The 19,056-nt window shown below is 61.4% G+C and carries 20 protein-coding genes; 9 read left to right on the top strand and 11 right to left on the bottom strand.

The window, feature by feature from the left end; genetic code table 11:
* Positions 1 to 224 precede the first annotated feature (224 nt).
* Positions 225 to 938 (top strand): PDZ domain-containing protein, encoded by a 714-nt coding sequence (locus tag NE852_RS24680; RefSeq protein WP_008531823.1) that lies wholly within the window; start codon positions 225 to 227, stop codon positions 936 to 938.
* Positions 939 to 1,074: 136 nt separating this feature from the next.
* Here NE852_RS24680 and NE852_RS24675 read toward each other — a convergent pair whose 3' ends face one another.
* Entirely contained in the window at positions 1,075 to 2,046 is a 972-nt protein-coding gene (locus NE852_RS24675) for a sensor domain-containing diguanylate cyclase (RefSeq protein ID WP_258156836.1), read from the bottom strand.
* Positions 2,047 to 2,168: 122 nt separating this feature from the next.
* On the opposite strand from NE852_RS24675, the gene NE852_RS24670 reads away from it, so the two are divergent.
* On the top strand, positions 2,169 to 3,269 hold the full coding sequence (locus tag NE852_RS24670; RefSeq protein ID WP_008531821.1) for a heparin lyase I family protein: 1,101 nt from the start codon (positions 2,169 to 2,171) through the stop codon (positions 3,267 to 3,269).
* Positions 3,270 to 3,394: 125 nt separating this feature from the next.
* Here the strand turns inward: NE852_RS24670 and NE852_RS24665 are convergent, their stop codons facing one another.
* Entirely contained in the window at positions 3,395 to 4,285 is an 891-nt protein-coding gene (locus tag NE852_RS24665; RefSeq protein ID WP_008531820.1) for a LysR substrate-binding domain-containing protein, read from the bottom strand.
* Between the two features lie 280 nt (positions 4,286 to 4,565).
* Between NE852_RS24665 and NE852_RS24660 the strand changes: the two genes are divergently transcribed.
* The gene (locus NE852_RS24660) at positions 4,566 to 5,141 is read left to right on the top strand and encodes a hypothetical protein (RefSeq protein ID WP_037173556.1); all 576 of its coding nucleotides are present in this window, start codon (positions 4,566 to 4,568) and stop codon (positions 5,139 to 5,141) included.
* Between the two features lie 54 nt (positions 5,142 to 5,195).
* On the opposite strand, the gene NE852_RS24655 is transcribed toward NE852_RS24660, so the two are convergent.
* The gene (locus NE852_RS24655) at positions 5,196 to 6,011 is read right to left on the bottom strand and encodes an endonuclease/exonuclease/phosphatase family protein (protein WP_008531818.1); all 816 of its coding nucleotides are present in this window, start codon (positions 6,009 to 6,011) and stop codon (positions 5,196 to 5,198) included.
* Between the two features lie 94 nt (positions 6,012 to 6,105).
* A complete protein-coding gene (locus NE852_RS24650; protein ID WP_008531817.1) occupies positions 6,106 to 7,569 on the bottom strand; it encodes a phosphatidylserine/phosphatidylglycerophosphate/cardiolipin synthase family protein in 1,464 nt (487 codons plus the stop codon).
* Positions 7,570 to 7,732: 163 nt separating this feature from the next.
* On the opposite strand from NE852_RS24650, the gene NE852_RS24645 reads away from it, so the two are divergent.
* From NE852_RS24645 to NE852_RS24620, 6 genes are all read left to right on the top strand, one after another.
* The gene (locus NE852_RS24645) at positions 7,733 to 8,374 is read left to right on the top strand and encodes a UdgX family uracil-DNA binding protein (RefSeq protein ID WP_258156835.1); all 642 of its coding nucleotides are present in this window, start codon (positions 7,733 to 7,735) and stop codon (positions 8,372 to 8,374) included.
* Between the two features lie 143 nt (positions 8,375 to 8,517).
* Positions 8,518 to 8,775, top strand: coding sequence for a DUF2934 domain-containing protein (locus NE852_RS24640; protein WP_008531814.1), 258 nt, complete (start codon positions 8,518 to 8,520; stop codon positions 8,773 to 8,775).
* Positions 8,776 to 9,070: 295 nt separating this feature from the next.
* On the top strand, positions 9,071 to 9,244 hold the full coding sequence (locus NE852_RS24635) for a hypothetical protein (RefSeq protein ID WP_164841465.1): 174 nt from the start codon (positions 9,071 to 9,073) through the stop codon (positions 9,242 to 9,244).
* A gap of 159 nt (positions 9,245 to 9,403) precedes the next feature.
* On the top strand, positions 9,404 to 9,718 hold the full coding sequence (locus tag NE852_RS24630) for a hypothetical protein (RefSeq protein WP_008536843.1): 315 nt from the start codon (positions 9,404 to 9,406) through the stop codon (positions 9,716 to 9,718).
* 26 nt (positions 9,719 to 9,744) lie between these two features.
* Positions 9,745 to 10,035 carry a DUF3175 domain-containing protein gene (locus NE852_RS24625; RefSeq protein WP_258156834.1) on the top strand — a complete coding sequence of 97 codons (291 nt, stop codon included), beginning with the start codon at positions 9,745 to 9,747 and terminating at the stop codon, positions 10,033 to 10,035.
* 5 nt (positions 10,036 to 10,040) lie between these two features.
* Positions 10,041 to 10,766, top strand: a complete 726-nt coding sequence (locus tag NE852_RS24620) for a glutathione S-transferase (protein ID WP_008531809.1) — start codon at positions 10,041 to 10,043, stop codon at positions 10,764 to 10,766.
* A 2-nt stretch (positions 10,767 to 10,768) separates the two neighbouring features.
* Here the strand turns inward: NE852_RS24620 and ligD are convergent, their stop codons facing one another.
* The 7 genes from ligD to pcaF form a co-directional block, all read right to left on the bottom strand.
* Positions 10,769 to 11,647: a non-homologous end-joining DNA ligase gene (ligD, locus tag NE852_RS24615; RefSeq protein ID WP_008531808.1), complete on the bottom strand. Its 879-nt coding sequence runs from the start codon at positions 11,645 to 11,647 to the stop codon at positions 10,769 to 10,771.
* Positions 11,644 to 12,651 (bottom strand): DNA topoisomerase IB, encoded by a 1,008-nt coding sequence (locus NE852_RS24610; RefSeq protein ID WP_008531807.1) that lies wholly within the window; start codon positions 12,649 to 12,651, stop codon positions 11,644 to 11,646. The genes ligD and NE852_RS24610 overlap by 4 nt, the downstream gene beginning before the upstream one ends.
* A 15-nt stretch (positions 12,652 to 12,666) precedes the next feature.
* On the bottom strand, positions 12,667 to 14,823 hold the full coding sequence (gene glgX, locus NE852_RS24605; RefSeq protein ID WP_258156833.1) for a glycogen debranching protein GlgX: 2,157 nt from the start codon (positions 14,821 to 14,823) through the stop codon (positions 12,667 to 12,669).
* Positions 14,824 to 14,926: 103 nt separating this feature from the next.
* Positions 14,927 to 15,721: an SDR family NAD(P)-dependent oxidoreductase gene (locus NE852_RS24600; protein ID WP_008531803.1), complete on the bottom strand. Its 795-nt coding sequence runs from the start codon at positions 15,719 to 15,721 to the stop codon at positions 14,927 to 14,929.
* Positions 15,722 to 15,962: 241 nt separating this feature from the next.
* Positions 15,963 to 17,177 (bottom strand): MFS transporter, encoded by a 1,215-nt coding sequence (locus tag NE852_RS24595; protein ID WP_008531802.1) that lies wholly within the window; start codon positions 17,175 to 17,177, stop codon positions 15,963 to 15,965.
* Positions 17,178 to 17,309: 132 nt separating this feature from the next.
* Positions 17,310 to 17,792 (bottom strand): GNAT family N-acetyltransferase, encoded by a 483-nt coding sequence (locus NE852_RS24590; protein WP_008531801.1) that lies wholly within the window; start codon positions 17,790 to 17,792, stop codon positions 17,310 to 17,312.
* Between the two features lie 49 nt (positions 17,793 to 17,841).
* Positions 17,842 to 19,047, bottom strand: coding sequence for a 3-oxoadipyl-CoA thiolase (pcaF, locus tag NE852_RS24585; protein ID WP_258156832.1), 1,206 nt, complete (start codon positions 19,045 to 19,047; stop codon positions 17,842 to 17,844).
* Positions 19,048 to 19,056: the final 9 nt, after the last annotated feature.

Below are 19,056 nucleotides of genomic sequence, written 5' to 3'. Positions count from 1 at the left end.
GCCCAATCGGCGCCGCTCCGGCTGGAGCCAGGAACTGTTGATCAATAACCGAAGCAGGTCTTCGGATGCTTCTATGATCATAACTCACGCGGCGCAGTCTATCGAACTCGCATGCCCGAAAGGATCATGTTACGCTCGCCCAATAAATTAGAGATATATTAAAAATAGACTGCTATTCCTCGCACTCTGTGCAAAACCAACACGCACGGGTGGAGAAAAAAGCGTTGAAGACCTCATATAATGCACTACGCGCATTGCTTATCATTGCCAACATTACATCACCATTGACCGGATATTCCGCCGCCTATGCCGCGGCGCCGCCGACGCATGCGCTTCCTTCGCCTCAGATTTCCAAGGCGCTCGATGCACTGCTGTTGCCCGTCAACAAGGCGGTCATAAAGAAGTTCAAGCTCGCCAAGGGCGAACACGGCGTGTTGGTGCTCTCGGTCAAGAAGGGCGGCGTCGCCGACAAGCAGGGGATCAAGCCCGGCGATGTGCTCTCGGAGGTTCACGGGCACAAGGTTCACAAACCCGTCGATGTCGACATCGCTGTCAGTCGCGATCTGAAAGCAGGCAAATCCGATATCGCCTTGGCCGTCCTTCGCGATGGTGCGCCGGTGGCTGTCGCCGCCGTCATCACGCTTGAGGAGTACAACGAGGCCATCTCGGTCACGGAAATTTCGACCTGGGAGAGCGACACGTCGGAGACGTCTTTCTCCTATTCCGAATATGTATCCGAGGAAACGCAGACGATCGAGTCCTCCTATGAAAGCGAAGAGACGACCGTCGAGGAAGCGATGACCCAGGAAGAATCTTCCAGCGACGAGGAAACAAGCGAAGAGGCAAGCGACGATAGTTCCGAGGATGACGGCGACGACGATGCCGGTGGCGATGATGATGGCGGCGACGACTCGGGCGGCGATTCCGACGACGGCTGATCATAGCCTGCCAAGGCTCTACCGCGTCTAACCCATCGGCCACCACGTTGTGGCCGATGCGATGATCGAGCGCGTAAGACGCGCCGCGCGAGAGAAGTCTTTCCTGGTCAGATTGCGGCATTCCGACCGGGAAAGACTAGCGGCGGCTCCGGACCATGCGGCCGCTGGTGTGGGCAAGGCCGGGATGACCAAGCCAGACCAGTGCGAGCCGCTCGCCTGTCTGCTTGGCAAGATACATATAGCCGTCGGCGCGCTTCATGAATGAGCTCACGTCGTCGTCCGATTGCAACATGGTGACCCCGACTGCGGCGCCGAGTTCGACCACGACGCCATCGATCGCCATCGGTTTGAAAATGCGGTCCATTGCTTCGGTCAGCGTCGGCTCGACGTCGTTCAGATGGGCCGGATCAACCTCAAGCAGAACGACAAATTCGTCGCCCCCAATGCGTGCGATGAAGTCATTGGTTCGGAAACTGTCACGAAAACGGCTGGCAATCGTCCTGAGCACTTCGTCGCCGGCTGCGTGTCCCATCGTATCGTTGACGGCCTTGAACCCGTTGAAGTCGATGAATGCCAGCACAAGGAGCTTTTCGCTCCCATGCATCCGCTCCACATGCCCGGCGATCACTTCGTCGAAACAGGCCCGGTTGGGAAGCCCCGAGAGCGCATCGGTTCGTGCCGACGCGCGCAATGCAAGTTCGATCTCATGCTGGTGTCGAACACGTGCGGAGACATCGAGAATCACTTCAACATCGAAGGAAACATCATCCACGATCGTGCGCTGCGCGGAAATCAGCGTCGGAATGACCGTACCGTCGGCGTGCCGGATATCGACCTCCTCCAACACGTAGCCGCCATCCTCCTCGAGCATGCGGTGTCTGCGATCACGCGCCGGGCTGCTGATGGCAGCCCCCTCCGAAGTCAGCGTCCTACCGCGAATATCATCCCACTTTAGGCCCGTAAGGCGCAGATAGGCGTCGTTTACCTTGAGGTAGCTTGATGTCTCCGTGTCGCTGGTCGAGATTGCCATCGCTATCGGCGCGAACTCGAACATTCGCATCAATATCGAGGTCAGAACCTCTGAAGGAAGTATTTCTTCGTCAGCCATGCGCCATAACACCAAAAGGACGGAATCAATCTAGCCGACGAAAGTTAAGCTCTCCCTGACGATGGCGGCCAATTTAGAGTATAACCTGCGCCACCGCCGTGGCTCGTTGACCGGGGATCAGTATGCGAGGTGCGTTTCTGACATTCGTCATTGCCCTTTCCGCCGGTGCCGCCTGCGCAGCAGGGCTCAAAGATAACTTCGATTCCGACAGGCTGAATACGGCGAATTGGACAACGCAGCAGATTCTGTCGCGTCAGTATCAGTTCCAGAAACCCGGACGCTGCGGAAGCGCTGCCATCGATATCGTCACGACGGACGGCGACAACGGCCTCGAATGCGAAGACGACTGCCAGCGCGCCGAGTTGAGAACCACCAAAAAGACCTGGCCGATTTTCGGTGACGAGGTTTGGTACCGTTTCAGCTTCAAGATAACGGGCGACGTACCGTCGACAGGGAGCGCCCGTTTGGTGATCGGCCAGTGGAAGGGTCCGGGCGACGGCAGCCCTATGATTGCTCAGCGATTTGACAACGGAGTCTTCCACATCACCGTGCAGGACAACAATGTCCGACGCGTGGTCGCAAGGGCGGAAGGCGATCCGGATGCATTGCTTTCGGCACAAGCCTTGCTCGGAAATCTTCCTCGCGACGAGCGTACAGTCAACGCGATCAACTCGCTGCAGTCTCTTGACCTCTTCACCAGAACGCAACCCAACCTTTCACAGCAGTTCTTCAAGCAGAATCTGATGGACAGCCTGGGACCCGAGGCGCACCCATCCGACTCCCAGCAGTTGTCGCAAGCGCTCGGACTGGGCGACCCCGCCCTGGTAGGGCAATTCAGCGCTTTTTCCTTCGTGGCGGAACCCGGAAAGTACATCGGCAAGGCGGACATCGACATAGAGCCGGAAGACAACCGCTCGCTGCCGGACCCCCGCAAGGACTGGGTCGACATGGTCTACCGCATCAAGCCAGGACGCACCGACAACGAGTATGGACCGCAGCGTCCCGGCGAGATCGACATCTGGGCGAATGGCCAGAAGATCGTGTCCGTCAGGGGCAATATCGGCGCCACGTTAAGGAAGAACGATCCCCGGCCGTTGGTCGGTCCATATTTCAAGTTTGGAACCTACAGACTGCGTATACCCGGCACGTTCCATTTCGAATTCGACGAGTTCTCTCAGGCGTCGACGCAAGCGGGTCTGGGTCAAATCTGCGCGGCTCACTGACAGTCGAGGCCATCGTGGCGACCGGCGGATGGGATCATGCCATGTCCCACCTCGGTGAGTTTCTACTTTCAGGATTGTCTCGTCGCGCCACAGGGATAGCCGAGCTTCGCCGATCGCGGCCGCCGTTAAGACCCTTCGATCCGGGACCTGATCCAGCGAACGAACAGCAAGGCCGGCGGGGTGAGCCGGTCGAAACTGCGCGCGACGAGCCAGTAGGCGCCAAGGGGAATGGCGAAATCGAAGAGGCGAAGCAGCCGGCCCGCTTTGATCTCTTCCTCCGCAAAAATCTCGTCCATCAGCGCTATGCCCTGCCCACGTAAGACCGCCTGCATCACCAGGCCGCCATCGGCATAGACCGGTCCCCGCGCGGCTTCCGGCATCGCAACGCCTGCGGCTTCGAACCAGCGCGACCACACGTCCCTGTTTTCTTCATGCAGCAGCGTGTGACACAGGATGTCCTCCGGTCGTTCGATCACCGGTCCTTTCTCAAACAATGCAGGCGCTGCGACCGCTATCGTCCTGACATCGGCAAGATGCTCGCTCTCGGTCCTCGGCCAGGTGGTCGCGACAGCGCCGTGACGGATGGCGACCTCGGCCTGCCCGGTGCGGAACTCGACCAGCCGCGGATCGGAGTCGATCGTCACGTCGATATCGGGATGCTGCTCGCGAAACTCCGGTAGGCGGGAAACGAGCCAGCAGGACGCAAAGGAAGGTTCCGCGCTGATCGTCACCGCCATATTCGCCGGCCGGCGGCGAAACTCCTCCAGGCACTCGTCGATCCGGTCGAAGGATTGCGTGAGAATAGCGAGCAGCTTGGCGCCGGAGGCGGTGAGATGGACGCTGCGATGGCGGCGCTCGAAAAGCGCTTCGCCGAGCAGCGCTTCAAGCTCGCGGATCTGCCGGCTGACGGCTGCCTGCGAGATGAACAGCTCCTGCGCCGCCTGCGTAAAACTTTCGAGACGGCCGGCGACCTCGAATGTACGCAAGGCCGTCAATGGCAAGCGTCCGCGCTTCATCCATAACCTCAAGTCATTCGAAAGTGACGATAAGCTCGTTTGAACGCATCGGGCAAGAGGAAGCAAATGATCTCGAAGGAGAAATACCATGTTCGAGATATTACGTGACGTCATCAGGCTCGTGACCTTTCAGCCCCGGCCGACCGAAGCGCAGATGCCATCTGCTCGACAGGCCGCTCGCGCGGAAAGACGCTTGCCGGGCGCAAGTGTCCATTGTGCCTTCGAGCATGCCGTGAGAAGCTTCCAGGATCGGTAGAGCCCCTGGGACAGGCAGTGAAGCATGCGCGACTATTTGAAAAGTCGAGACTTTCACCGACATATGCGCTCACTGCTGGCGCCGAGATTTCGGGAGTTGGGCTGGGAATCACAGGCTGCCGGCAAGTGTAGCTTTGCCCGTGCCGAACGGGTTTGTTGGCTACAGGTATCCCAATATTCGAACAGCGTCATGGGCGCCAAATTCACGATCAACATGACTGAGGGCTCTGGCCCGGCCGACGACACGAGAATACTTTACCGCCTGGACGAGGCGGATCGAGCCACTGGCAAGGCTTTGGAGGAACGCATCATCGCGCGCCTTCCGAGGCCCGATCCCGATCTCGAGATCGAAGTCGTCGGAAACGACGGCGGGACTGTGTTGGTGAAGCTGGGCGATCTGGTTCGAGCAAATCCAAGACAGTGGGAAGGCCCCTCCGACGTCTGGCTGCCTTACTTCAGCAAAGCCGATCTCGACGATTGGGCTGCCTTTCTCCTGCCTCGCCTTGAGCGACTGACCACAGCTTCCTCATCTGAAATAGTCGATCCGCAATTGTGGGCACGGCGGTTTCACCGTCTCATGGGTTTTTTCCGCTCAAAGTGAGAATACACGGCGGTCGATTGAGGTCCCGCGGGACGGCACCAACCGGCAGGCTTCCTAACCGGCTATCGGCTTCAGATCGACGAGCGCCTTGACCGGCAGGTGGTCCGAAGCGATGCGCGCGAGCGGCGTGTCGTGAGCCTCCACTTCGGTGATGATCCCCTTGCGGTTGGCGATGATGCGGTCGAGTGCGAGCAGCGGCAGACCGGCGGGAAAACTCGGGACGGCGGGCGGCAGCTCTCCGAAGGCGGATTGGAAAGTGTTGAGCGACGAACTGTCGCCGAGCCGCCATTCGTTGAGGTCGCCGAGCAGGATGGTCGGCATCTCGTGTCTGTCGTTGATAAGCTCGACCAGCGTGCGGGCCTGCTGGGCTCTGCTATGGCGCAACAGCCCGAAATGTGCGGCGATGATGCGCAGCACCCCGCCCTCTTCGAGTTCGATTTCGGCAACCAGCGCGCCGCGTGGCTCCAGTCCCGGCAGCTTGACCTGGTGCACGTCGTGCACCAGCCCTTTCTTGAAAAGCACGACATTGCCGTGCCAGCCATGCGCCTTGGCCATGCCGGCGATCGGCACCGGGATCAGTCCCGTTTCCCTTTCCAGCCGGCCGAGATCGAGAATGCCCGTGCGCTCGCCAAAGCGTGTGTCGGCCTCCTGCAGCGCGATCACGTCGGCGCCGATTTCATGGATCACCCGGCTGGTGCGCTCTGGATCGAAGCGCCTGTCGGTGCCGACGCATTTATGCACGTTGTAGGAGGCGATCAGCGTCCCCGCGCTGCGCGGCCTTGCTTCAGTGTAGGCAGGATCGAGCCGCTTTTTCCTGTTCCTGATCGAGGCGAGAATGCTGGAGGGAAGATTGTCTCTTTTGGCCTGCATCGGACGGCGCACTTGTTCCGTTGATCAAAAAGGCTTCTCTCGGGAGTATAGGCAAGGCAGCGCAACTTGCTACGCCCGATCACGAAAAATCCGCTCAGAGATAGGGCGAACCGAGCCACAGCACCTTCTCGAGCAGCCGCACCGGAAAAGGCCGTGCGCGTAGCCCCTCCAGCGTCACCGGCGTCGCCGATTTTAGGGCTTCCTCGATATGCTCGTCGATCTCGGACGCGAACCCCTCGTTCAGCACTTCGAGATCGACTTCGAAGTTCAGCCTCAGCGAGCGCGGGTCGAGATTGGAAGAGCCGACATAGGCCCAGGTGCCGTCAATCGTCAGCAGCTTCGAATGGCTGAAACTGCCGGTCGAGCGCCAGATGCGGCAATAATTCTTCAGAATCTGGTCGAATTGCGCCGTCATCGCCCGGTCGACCAGCATGAGATTGTTGACATCGGGCACGACGATATCGACTTCGACGCCGCGGCGCGCGGCCGTCACCAGCGCGCTGATCAGTTCGCGGTCGGGCAGGAAATAGGGCGACATGATGCGGATCGACTGGCGCGCCACGGAAAAGACACCCATCAGCATCTTGTGGTTGGTCTCCACACTGCGGTCCGGCCCAGAGGCGACGACGCGCATCAGAATGGGATCGCCGGGGCTGCGCTGCGGCGGCTCGATGCGCCAGGCTTCACCGTTCAACAGTTCCTGGGTGGTGAAGCGCCAGTCTTCGGCGGCAAGGTCGAAGAGGTCGGCGACGACGGGGCCGGTGACGCTGAAATGCGTGTCGTGTGCGAAGCTCTCGCCCGTCGCCTCCTCGCTGAAGCCTGCCCTGATGTTCATTCCGCCCGTCAGTGCGATTTTGCCGTCGACGATGAGGATCTTGCGGTGGGTGCGCAGATTGGCATAGGGCAGCCGCAGGCCCATGATGACATTGCCGTTGAAGACGGCGACGGTGACGCCGCCCTCCCTCAGATGACCGAGAATGCTCGGCACCGAATAACGGGCGCCCACCGCGTCGATCAGCACCCGGACCTCTACGCCGCGCCGTGCCGCCGCGATCAACGAATCGGCGATGCGAAGACCCACGACATCACGGTCGAAAATATAGGTTTCGAGCAGGATGCTGCGCGTCGCCTCGTCGATGGCCGATTTCATTGCCGCATAGGCCTCGTCGCCGGTCTCCAGCATGTCGATGGAATTGCCCGACGTCAGCGGATTGCGGGTCACTCGGTCGCCGAGTGTCTGCAGCGCCGCAAAACGGCGGCCGAACTGGCTGATCACCGTCTCGGGTTCGGCGTCGAAAGTCTCCAACTCGTCGATCTCGGCCGCACGCAGCAGCGCGTCACGACGTATGCTCAGCGATTTCCGGCGAATGCGGTTGATGCCGGCGATCGCATAGAGCAGCGCGCCGATGATCGGAGAAAGGATGATGACGCCGACCCAGCCGATGGCGGCGCGCACCTCCTCCTTGGTCATGGCGGCGTGGATCGCCGCCGCGGCCCCCATGGCGATCGAGACGACAAAGAGGATATGCGGCCAGTAGGTCGACAGGAGGTAGAACATCGCTGGCAAATATAACCGCGAAACGACGGCGTTCAATCGCGCCGTCACTCTCCCATGGCGGGAAATTTCCTGCCGTGATCATTTTACCGCCCGCGTCTGCCGCTCCGCCGCGGAACAAATTCCCGGTGCGATCGATTGATCCCAAGGAGATGAGGATCGTACCATGAACATCGCCGCAAGTGGCGGCCCCGCCCTGGCGCTCGAAGTCGCGAGTGCCGAAAGCATCGCCGAACTCCGGCATCAGGCCGAAGGCTGCACCCGCTGTGATCTCTACAGGAACGCCACGCAGATCGTCTTCGGCGAAGGCCCCGGTAAAGCCGAGATCGTCCTCGTCGGCGAGCAGCCGGGCGACCGGGAAGATCTGACCGGCAGGCCTTTTGTCGGTCCCGCCGGCAACCTGTTCGATCGTTGCCTTGAGGAGGCCGGCCTCGATCGTCAGCGCTGCTACGTCACCAACGCGGTCAAGCACTTCAAGTTTACCCCGCGCGGCAAACGGCGGCTGCATGCGAAGCCGAATGCGGGAGAGATCAGGCGCTGCGCCTGGTGGCTTGGTGCGGAAATCGACATTCTGCAGCCGAAACTCGTCGTGGCGCTCGGCGCGACCGCACTTTATGCGTTGCTAGGGCCGAAGGCGAAGCTGACGCTGCAACGCGGGCATATCCTCTACCCGGCAAACCATCCGCCTGTATTGGTGACCATCCACCCCTCCTATCTCCTGCGCATCCGCGATGAGGAGGACCGGCACCGGCAGCGCCGGGATTTCGTCTCAGATCTGCACAGGGCGGCGGAGTTTCGGCCGCGGTGAAGGCGGTTTCATAACCCTGATATGCTGCAACGCGAAATATTTGCGGTTGCAGCGTGATTTCGCTTGAAAGAGCCCCGCTCCTCTGGAACCATCTCACCCAGTATCGCGTTCGAACGACGGCATCATGTGACTGGAGATCAGCGATGACAGAAACTCGGGAAGAGTGGATCAAAAAACGTGCCTACGCCCTCTGGGAAGAAGAGGGTTATCCGACAGGGCGAGATTCCATCCATTGGGACCAGGCACGGCACGAGCGCGACACGCTCGAGGGTTCGGCTGCGACGTCCAACGGCAAGGAAGTCAAAACCAAGGCGAAGCGCACCGTTACCAGCAGCAAGAAGACCAACGGTGTCGTCACACCGGCACCGAAGCGGACCGCGAGCCGCAAAACGGCGTCCTGAGCACAGACATATCGAACAGGTCGAGAAAAGAGGGCGCCCTCGCGACGCCCTTCGATCCTGTTTGTCATATGCCTGAATTAGTTGTGCTTTATTGAATTGTGAGGGCGGCTTTTTATGCGGGGGTGAACAGAGGCCGAATGATGCTGCAGGCTTTGAGGCTTCTCAGAAAAATTGAGCCCACGCGCGATGTTCCCGAACAGAGCACAAGCTGTTCCGGCGGCCGTAGCGATATCCAATTGCTTCCTTCGTTTAGAGCCGGCCGCCAGGTTCCGGCCGGAATCGTATGAGGATGGAGATGTCGCTTCTGCTCATCGCCGCCCTGCTCTATCTCGGTCTCGCCCTCGGGTTCATCCTCATCGTCGATAATCTCGTCGGTCTGGTTTTCCGCGATCCGCGCGCACCACTGCAACTGCCCTCCATCGATATCGGCCGCGCCTTCGCCGCATCGCAAAAGCTCCATCGAAAATAGAGTTCACCGGCGGCATCCGCAGACCGCCTAACCGTCTGCGCGCCGGCAGACGATGTTTTGGCCGCCTCTGGTCTGAAGGCGCTGCCGTGGCCGTTCGGATGGCCGGAACTTTTGACCTCCTTACCAGTTCGACCTCTTTGCAAGCCAGAGGAGGCGACGATGCCAAGAGGTGACAAGTCAGACTATACCGACAAGCAGAAACGCAAGGCCGAGCACATCGAGGAGGGCTACGAAGATCGCGGCGTCTCCGAGAAGGAGGCCGAACGGCGCGCCTGGGCGACCGTCAACAAGGAAAGCGGCGGCGGCAACAAATCCGGCTCCGGCCGCGGCAAGAAGGATACGCACGAATCCTCCGAAAAGGGTGGCCGCGCCGGCGGCGCTGCATCCGCCGCCCGCTCGAAGGAAGAACGTTCTGCCTCCGCCAAGAAGGCCGCCGCGACGCGCAAGCGTAGTGAGCACCACAGCCACCATTGATCAAGGCTAAGGCAGAGGACTTGGATATGGCCAAATCGAAGAAGAAATGGTCGCAGGACGTTACCGAAAACAGCGACGCGATGGATCTGAAGGAAGGCGTGTTCAAATCGGACGATCCGAAGAAGATTGCCCGCTCCGTCAAACACTCCGCCGAGGCGAGCCATCGCCGCAAGTCGAGCCCCTTCCGCGCGGCTATGTCGATGCTGACCTTCTACATCAACCGCGCCGGCGACCAGTTGACGAAAAAGCGGCGCGGCACGCTTGAAAGGGCCAAGGAAGAATTGCGAAAAGACTTCGGTCGTAAACCGAAGGATTGAGCACCATGACATATGAGCTTCATTATTGGGACGGCATCCAGGGTCGTGGCGAATTCGTCCGGCTGGCGCTGGAAGAAGCGGGCGCCGACTATGTCGACGTCGCGCGCGAGCCGGGTCGCGGTACCGCCGCGATGTTCGCCATCATGAAAAGCGAAAGCGAGCCGCACATTCCCTTCGCGCCCCCCTTCCTGAAGGATGGTGACCTCATCATCCCGCATGTCGCCAACATCCTGCTTTATCTCGGCCCGAAGCTCGGTCTGGCACCTGAGGATGAGGGCCTTCGCTATATCGCCAACGGACTGCAGCTCACCGTCACCGATTTCGTCGCCGAAGTGCACGACACACACCACCCGATCGACATGTCGCTCTATTACGAGGACCAGAAAGAGGAGGCGAAAGCCCGCTCGGCCGCCTTCATACGCGATCGAATTCCAAAATTTCTCGGTTATTTCGAGCGTGTGCTGCGGCAGAATCCTGAAGGTTCCCACCACGTGGTCGGCAATGCTCTCACCTATGTCGATCTCTCGCTCTTCCAGATAGTCGAGGGTCTGACCTACGCTTTTCCCAAAGCCATGGCGAACCGCAAGGCGGAATATCCCGCCCTCCTTGCGCTACGAGATGCTGTGGCGAAGCGCCCGAACATTGCGCGCTATCTCGCCTCCTCACGCCGCCTCGCCTTCAACGAGGAAGGGATATTCAGGCATTATCCCGAACTCGACAGCGCGGGTTAAGTTCATTCCAGCGGCACGGCCGCATCGAAGAAATCGCCCCACGGGTCCTTTGCCCGGCTCTCCACTCGCTGCGCCGCATTGGCGAGCGTGATGGCGGCCGGGCCGGCCAACTTCTGCAACTCCTGCCAATCCAGCGGCATGGAAACCGGGGCACCCGGCCTTGCCCGCGTCGAATAGGGCGCGACCGCGGTGCTGCCGCGGCCGTTACGGAGATAATCGATATAGATGTGCCCGCCGCGTTTGGCCTTCGTCGCGGTTGCCAGATATTTCTCCGGCGCATCGGCCGACATGCTCTCGGCAAGCGAATGAGCGAAATCCTTCGCCTCGATCCAGCCGACCTTCGGCGCAAGCGGCGTTACTACGTGAAGCCCCTTGCCGCCCGACGTCTTGATGAAGGCCGCAAGGCCGCGCGCTTCCAGCCGCGCCTTCACGTCAAATGCCGCGTCGATCACTGCGCCCCAGGCGACGTCTTCCCCGGGATCGAGGTCCATGGTGATCATATCGGGCTTTTCCCAACTGTCGGTCGTCGTGCCCCAAGGGTGAATTTCGAGCACGGCCGATTGAACCAGCGCCGCGAGACCGTCGAAATCGGCAATGCACAGCAGCTTTTCGCCGTCCGCATCCTGCGGATCGGCAATCTCCTCGATATGGGGATTCATGCCCTTCCACCCGTGTTTCTGGAAAAATCGCTGATGGCTTTTAATCCCGTCCGGCAGGCGCAGCAGCGCCAACGGCCGGTTGACGACATAGGGCGCCATGAAGCGCCAGACTTCGGCGTAGTAATTCGCCAGCCCCTGTTTGGTTATGCCCTCATCCGGCCAGTAGAGCCGGTCGGGATGCGTCAGCGATACGTCCGATTTCAGGGGATTGCTCTGGCTCATTCTTCGATCTCGCGTGTGAGGAAATCAAGTAACCTGTTTTCCTCGGCGCGCAAGCCGCGCAGCGGTTCGTTGACGCCCTCGATCAGCCGATGGTCGTTGCCGGCAAGTGCGATGATCGCGGGATGGATATAACTCGAGCGTGAGATCGCCGGCGTGTTGTGCAGCGCCTCGGCCGCGGCCTCCGACATTTCCTTCACCGTCGGACGATCGCCGTCTGCGATCCTCTCGCGCGCCGCGCCGAAGGCCGCCAGCGATCCCGCCCAGGTGCGGAAGGTCTTCGCGGAAATGGGGATGCCCGAGATCTCGGCGAGATAGCTGTTCAATCGGCCGGAATCGACCGGCTTCAGCGTCCCGCTTTCATCTTTCCAGACAAAGAGCTGGCGGCCTGGCAAGTCCGCTATCTCCTCCAGGATCTTCTGCAGCCGGGGGTGCTTGAGGCTGCGCTGGACGCGCTTGCCGCCCTTGGCGCGGAATTTCAATTCTATCTGTCCGTCGACGATCTTCAGGTGGCGCTTCAGCAGCGTCGTGGCGCCATAGGTGCCGTTTTCCCTGACATAGGCCTGGTTGCCGACGCGCAGATGCGCCTCGTCGAGCAGCGTCGTCAAAGCCGCAAGCACACCGTTGATATCCTCCACGCCGGTGTCGAGGTGGCGCAGAACCGTCCGGCGTATCTTCGGCAACGACCGGCCGAATTCGATCAGTTGGTGGAATTTTCCTGCACTTCGGAAGGATTGCCAGTCCTTGTGATAGCGGTACTGCTTGCGCCCGCGCGCATCGAAACCCGTCGCCTGCAGATGGCCATTCGCGTACAAACAGATCCAGACGTTCTCATAGGCCGGCGGCAGGCCGAGGGCGCCGATGCGCGCCCGCTGCAATTCGTCGGTCAGCGTCGTGCCGTCCGGCATCAGATAGCTGAAGCCCTTGCCTTTCCTACGTCTGCGGATGCCAGGCTCGATGTCGCTGACATAGACCAGACCAAGTTCGGTGATGGCTTCGGCATTCATCTTCTCTGCGACCTGCTACTTGCTCCTGCGACCGAACTGGAACCAGCGGCGGCGCTCGGCTTTTGTCGCGTCCTTCGGCGGCTCGGTCTGTCCCCTCGGTGCGAAGACCGCCGCGCTCTGGGTGTAGACCATCACGGGATTGTCCTGATCGTGCACTTCGAAGGCATCCGTCTCCGCTCCGGTGTCGAGAACCCTCGCCCACTCCTCCAGCCCGTTCACGACAGGCAGGTGAACCTCGCAGTCGCCGCCGGCGTTGAAGACGAGGAAAAGGTCGTCCATCGACTCGGTGTCGAGCGCATGGGCGCTCTTTGACAGATAGACGCCGAGCACCTGCAAACCGTCGTCGTTCCAGGCCCCGTCGTCCATGAAGCTGCCGTCCGGCTTGTACCAGGCGATCTCGATGCGTCCCTCCTCGCTGGTCTCTCCGGTGAGGAACCGCTCCTGTCTCAGAACCGGATGCGCCTTGCGAAAGGCGACGGCCTGCCGGCAGAAATCGAGAAATGGGTCGTCGAGCCCATCCCAGCCCGTCCAGCCGATCTCATTGTCCTGACAATAGGCATTGTTGTTTCCGCCCTGGCTGTTGCCGAGTTCGTCGCCGGCAAGGATCATCGGCACGCCCTGGGAGAGCATCAGGGTCGCCATCATGTTGCGCCGCCGCCGCGCCCGCGCCGCGTTGATATCGGCATTATCGGTGCCGCCCTCGACACCCATATTGTCGGAATGGTTGTCGGAATGACCGTCCCTGTTCTCCTCGCCGTTCGCCTCGTTGTGCTTGCCGTCGAAGGAAACCGTGTCCATCAGCGTGAAGCCGTCATGAGCCGACAGGAGATTGATCGAGGAGGTCGCCCCCCGATCCGAATGGTTGAATTGCAGCGCCGAGCCGGTCACACGCGCCGCCAACTCCGACACCATGCCGCCGTCGCCCTTCCAGAACCGGCGCACATCGTCGCGGAACTTGTCGTTCCACTCGCGAAAAGGATGCGGGAAACCGCCGACCTGATATCCGCCCTCGCCGATATCCCAGGGTTCGGCGATCAGCTTGACGCCGGCAAGCATCGGATCCTGGCGGATCGCGCCGAAGAACAGGCCCTGACGGTCGAATTCCAGATCCTGCCGCCCGAGCGTGCTGGCGAGATCGAAGCGGAAGCCGTCGATATGCATGACGCCCACCCAGTAACGCAGGCTGTCGAGCACCATGCGCATCACCATGGGATTGGCGACATTCAGCGTATTGCCGGTGCCCGTCGTATCGAAGGTGTGGCGCGGATCGTCGGGAGAAAGGATGTAGTAGCTCGCATTGTCGAGCCCGCGGAAAGACAGCGTCGGTCCCTTCTCGCTGCCCTCGGCGGTGTGGTTGTAGACCACGTCCATGATGACCTCGATGCCGGCGGCATGGAACTTCTTCACCATGGTCTTGATTTCGGTGATCTTGTCGCCGGACATGTAGCGCGACTGCGGCGCGAAGAAGCCGAGTGTCTGGTAGCCCCAATAGTTTCTGAGGTTCTGTTCCAGGAGATAGCGGTCGTCGAGGAAATACTGGATCGGCAGAAGCTCGATCGCCGAAATGCCGAGCTTCATCAGGTGATCGATGATCGGATCGCTGCACATGCCGAGAAAAGTGCCGCGCAGCCTGTCCGGCACTTTCGGATGTGTCATGGTCAGGCCGCGCACATGCGCCTCATAGATGATGGTGTCTGGCCAGGGACGGCGGATCGCCTCTTCCCCCGCCCAATCGAAATCCGGGTCCTGCACGACGCTCTTGACCATGTAGGGTGCGCTGTCGCGCTCGTCGAAGGAAAGATCGTCCTCGCCGATCCGATAACCGAAAAGCGCGTCGTCCCATATCAGGTCGCCGGTTACCTGCTTGGCATAGGGATCGAGCAGCAGCTTGTTCGAATTGAAGCGATGACCGGCTTGCGGGTCATAGGGGCCGTGGGCGCGATAACCATAGACCGAGCCGGGGCCGACACCGGCGATATAACCTGACCAGATGTCGCCCTCGCGCTTCGGCAGCGGCAGCCGGGCGATCTCGTTCTTTCCATCGGGCGAGAAGAGACAAAGTTCGATTTGTTCGGCGTGGGCTGAGAAGACGGCAAAGTGGGTGCCTGAGCCAATATATTCGGCCCCGAGCTCCGGTTTGAGGAAATCGAGTTCCGAAAATGAGAAGCTCATGGTGCCCCGCTTGACAATAAGACCAAGCGGGAAACGTGAAGCTTGTTCGAAAGTTCCCTCTTGCGGGGGAAAAGGGCGAAAGCGCGCAGCTCGGAAGAAGCTGCTACGGCATCAGCTGGCCGCCGTTGACCTCGATGATCTGGCCGGTGATGTAGCCCGAAAGCGTCGGCGAGGCGAGAAAGAGATAGGCTCCGACGCAGTCCTCGGATGTGCCGACGAAGCCCATCGGGATCGACTTGCGTTGCAGCTCCATCTGCTCGTCATCGGTATAACGCTCGTGGAACGGCGTGGCGATAACGCCCGGCGCCACCGCGTTGACACGGATCCTGTCGGCGACGAATTCCTTTGCATGGCCGCGCGTGATGGTCGAGACAAAGCCTTTGGAGGCTGCATAGAGCATCGCGCCGTTGCCGCCGCCGTTGCGCGCGGCGATCGAGGTGGTGTTGATGATGAAGCCGCCCTGCTTCTTCAGCCAGGGATGGGCCGCACGCGTTGCCGCCAGCACCGAACGGGCGTTGAGGTCCATGACCGCGGCATAATGCGCGTCGGTATATTCCGAGGTCGGCTTGCGCCCGAGCATGCCGCCGGCATTGTTGATGAGCCCGTCGAGATGCCCGAAGGTCTTGGCCGTCTCCTCGACAACGCGCTCCGTCTCGCCCTCCCGCGACACATCGCCCTGGATCAGATGGACGGTGCCGCCGGCGGCGCGGATCTCCTCGCCGAGCTTCTCGGCCGGTTCGCGGCTGGCATTGTAATGCACGCCGACCTTGGCGCCTTGAGCCGCAAAGGCGCGGGCGACAGCCGCGCCGATCCCGGTCGAGGCGCCGGTAATCAACACTGCCTTGCCGGACAGGTCGGGCAATTTGATGGATGCGAGCAATTGAGCAAGTTCTGCCATGGCCAGGATAGCCTCCCAAAATCACAGACATAGGTGATGAAACAGACCAAGGAAGTCTATCAGGCGAAATCTGAGAAGGGCAATGCACGAAAATGGGAGATTTGCATCTCCCATGGCTGTCGGGCTGCCCCCCACGCAAGGCGCGCGGAGGACCGAGAGGTTGCGGCATATCCCCCGCTCCGCGTGTGGGAAGAAGGTGGCAGCAGCCGGATGAGGGGCCGGGCTCGCCGATCTCATCCCATCACGACGCCCCGCCGAAGGCCGGCTGCGGCTGGTTGCGGGCGAGAGGCGGGAAGGCGAGCGCGATCGCCGCAGCGCCGAGCCCGACCATTGCCGAGCCGATGAACAGCCAGGAATAGTTGGCGAAAGTGTCGAATATCCAGCCGCCGATCAGAGGACCGAAGGCCATGCCGAGGCTGGAGAGCATCGTCGCCGCGCCCAATACGGTACCGATGATGCGCTGGCCGAAATATTCTCGCGCCAACACCGCATAGAGCGGCATCACGCCGCCATAGGCGCTGCCGAAGACGATGGCGAGCGCGTAGAATTCGGTCAGCTCGCTGACGAAGAGATAGGTCGCGAGTGCGCCCGCCTGAACCAGCAGGCCGGCGACCAGGACAGGCTTCACCCCGATCCTATCGGCGAGGGTGCCATAGAAGAGCCGGCCGCCGAGGCCGGCAAGACCTTCAACGCTGTAGATGCTCACGGCCGCCATCGGCGCGATGCCGCAGATCGTGGCATAGTTCACCATGTGGAAGATCGGACCGGAATGCGCCGCACAGCAGGCAAAGAAGGTCAGGCCGAGGACGATGAATTGCGGCGACCGGAAGACTTTCGACAGCTGTGGCCGGCCGCCTTCCGCGGCAAACTCGGTGCCGGCTTCGACGCTCTCGGCAGGCGGACGCCTGACCAGCAGGGCGGCCGGCACCAGCAGCACCCAGGTCGCAATGCCGATGATCAACATGGCCGGTCGCCATTCATAGGCGGAGATCAGCCAGCGCGCGAAGGGCGAAATCGTCATCGGCGCGACCCCCATGCCGGCGGAGACGAGTGACACGGCAAGACCGCGGTTCACGTCGAACCAGACGGTGGTCGCCGCGATCATCGGCGCGAAGAAGGCGCTGGCGGCCAGTCCGACCAGGATGCCATAGGTTAGCTGGAACTGCAGGAGCGCTTCGGCCCGGCTTGCCAGCACCAGTGCCAGGCCGAGCAGCAGAGCCCCCGTCAAGACGACGATGCGCGGGCCGAAACGGTCGCTTGCGGTACCCCAGAGGAAGCCGCCGACGCCCATGACGATGAAATTCAGCGTCATCGCACTGGCGATCCCGACATGCGACCAGCCGGTGGCGGTCGCGATCGGTTCCTGGAAAATCGCCAGCGAGAACATCGCGCCAATGGCAACGCACGACATCAAAGCGCCCACGGCGACAATGACCCAACGATAGGAAACACTCATGGCTTCATACCTCCATGCCGACAGAGTGATCGCGACGCATGCGGCTCTTCCCGCCGCGCCCGCGATCTAAAGACGCTCGAGCCGCTGCGATTTCGACAGCGCGCTCACATCTTTTTTGATCCGCTGCGCGGCCTAGAGATTACGGAACATCACCAGCGCATCGACGTAGCCTTCCGTAGGATGAAGGAAGACGCCGGGAAGGCGGCCGACGATCTCGAAGCCGAGGGACTGCCAGAGCTCGACCGCGCGTCGATTGCTGCCGACGACGAAATTGAACTGCATGGCGCGAAAGCCTCTGAAGCGGGCATGCTCCAGGGAGTGTTCATGCATCTGGCGGGCAACACCGCGGCCGGTGGCGGCAGGATCGGTCATGTAGCCGCAGTTGCAGACATGCCGTCCGCCACCTGCCTGATTGGCCTTGATGTAATAGGTGCCGAGGATCACGCCGTCAGCTTCGGCGACGAAGGTCTCGCGGTCCGGCCCCATCCAGTAGGCGAGCGCCTCGGCCTCGGAGAGATCGCGGTCGAGCGCATAGGTCTCGCCGGCGCGGATCGTCGGACCGATGATCCTCCAGATCGCGCTTCGATCGTCGTTGACGGCAGGTCGGATGAGCATGCCCGTTTTTTACAGAAATCGGGCATGGCGTGCAACGGGCGCTACGTTCTCACATCCTTTCGAGCGCGATGGCGATCCCCTGCCCCACACCGATGCACATGGTCGACAGCGAGTATTTTCCGCCAGTCTCCAGAAGCTCCAGCGCCGCCGTGCCGGTGATGCGTGCGCCCGACATTCCGAGCGGATGGCCAAGCGCAATCGCTCCACCATTGCGGTTCACCCGTTGATCGTCATCGGCAATCCCGAGTTCGCGCAGCACCGCCAGCCCCTGGCTGGCAAAGGCCTCGTTGAGTTCAATCACGTCGAACTGTTCCTGGGTCATGCCGAGCCGGGCCATCAGCTTGCGCGAGGCCGGGATAGGCCCCACGCCCATGACCCTTGGCGGAACGGCAGCAGCAGCGCCACCCAGAATGCGGGCGATCGGCGTCAGATCATATTTCCGCGCCGCCGCCGCCGAAGCCACGATCAGCGCCGCCGCCCCGTCATTGACTCCAGAGGCGTTGCCTGCCGTCACCGTGCCGCCTTCCTTCTTGAAAGGGGTAGCGAGTTTCGCCAGCGCCTCAATCGTCGTTACGCGCGGATGCTCATCCTTCTCGACGACGACAGGATCGCCCTTGCGCTGCGGGATGGCGACAGGGGTGATCTCCTTCGCCAGCCGCCCGCTTGCCTGCGCGACCGCGGCCTTCGCCTGGCTTCGCACGGCGAAGGCATCCTGGTCCTCACGGCTGACATGATAGTCCTCGGCGACATTCTCGCCGGTTTCCGGCATGGAATCGACGCCGTATTGCTTCTTCATCACAGGGTTGGCGAAGCGCCAGCCGATCGTCGTGTCGTGGATTTCGGCCGCGCGCGAAAAGGCCGTCTCGGCCTTCGGCATGACGAAGGGCGCGCGCGACATGCTTTCGACCCCGCCTGCGATCATCAGCTCGGCCTCGCCGGCGCGGATGGCGCGTGCCGCCGTGATCACCGCATCCATGCCGGAACCGCAGAGCCTATTGATCGTCGTGCCCGGAACTGTGATCGGCAGGCCGGCCAGCAGCGCCGACATGCGTGCGACATTGCGGTTGTCCTCCCCCGCCTGGTTGGCGCAGCCGAAGATCACGTCGTCGACGGCTTCCCAATCGACGGCGCCGTTCCGCTCCATCAGCGCCTTCAACGGGATTGCGCCGAGATCGTCGGCGCGCACCTGCGAGAGCGACCCGGCGAAGCGGCCGATCGGCGTCCTGATATAGTCGCAGATAAAGGCTTCGGTCATGGCTTTTCC

The organism is Rhizobium sp. Pop5, assembly GCF_024721175.1.
Lineage (GTDB): Bacteria > Pseudomonadota > Alphaproteobacteria > Rhizobiales > Rhizobiaceae > Rhizobium.
Note: the sequence above shows the minus strand (reverse complement) of the source record. Positions and strands in the feature narration are given on the sequence as shown.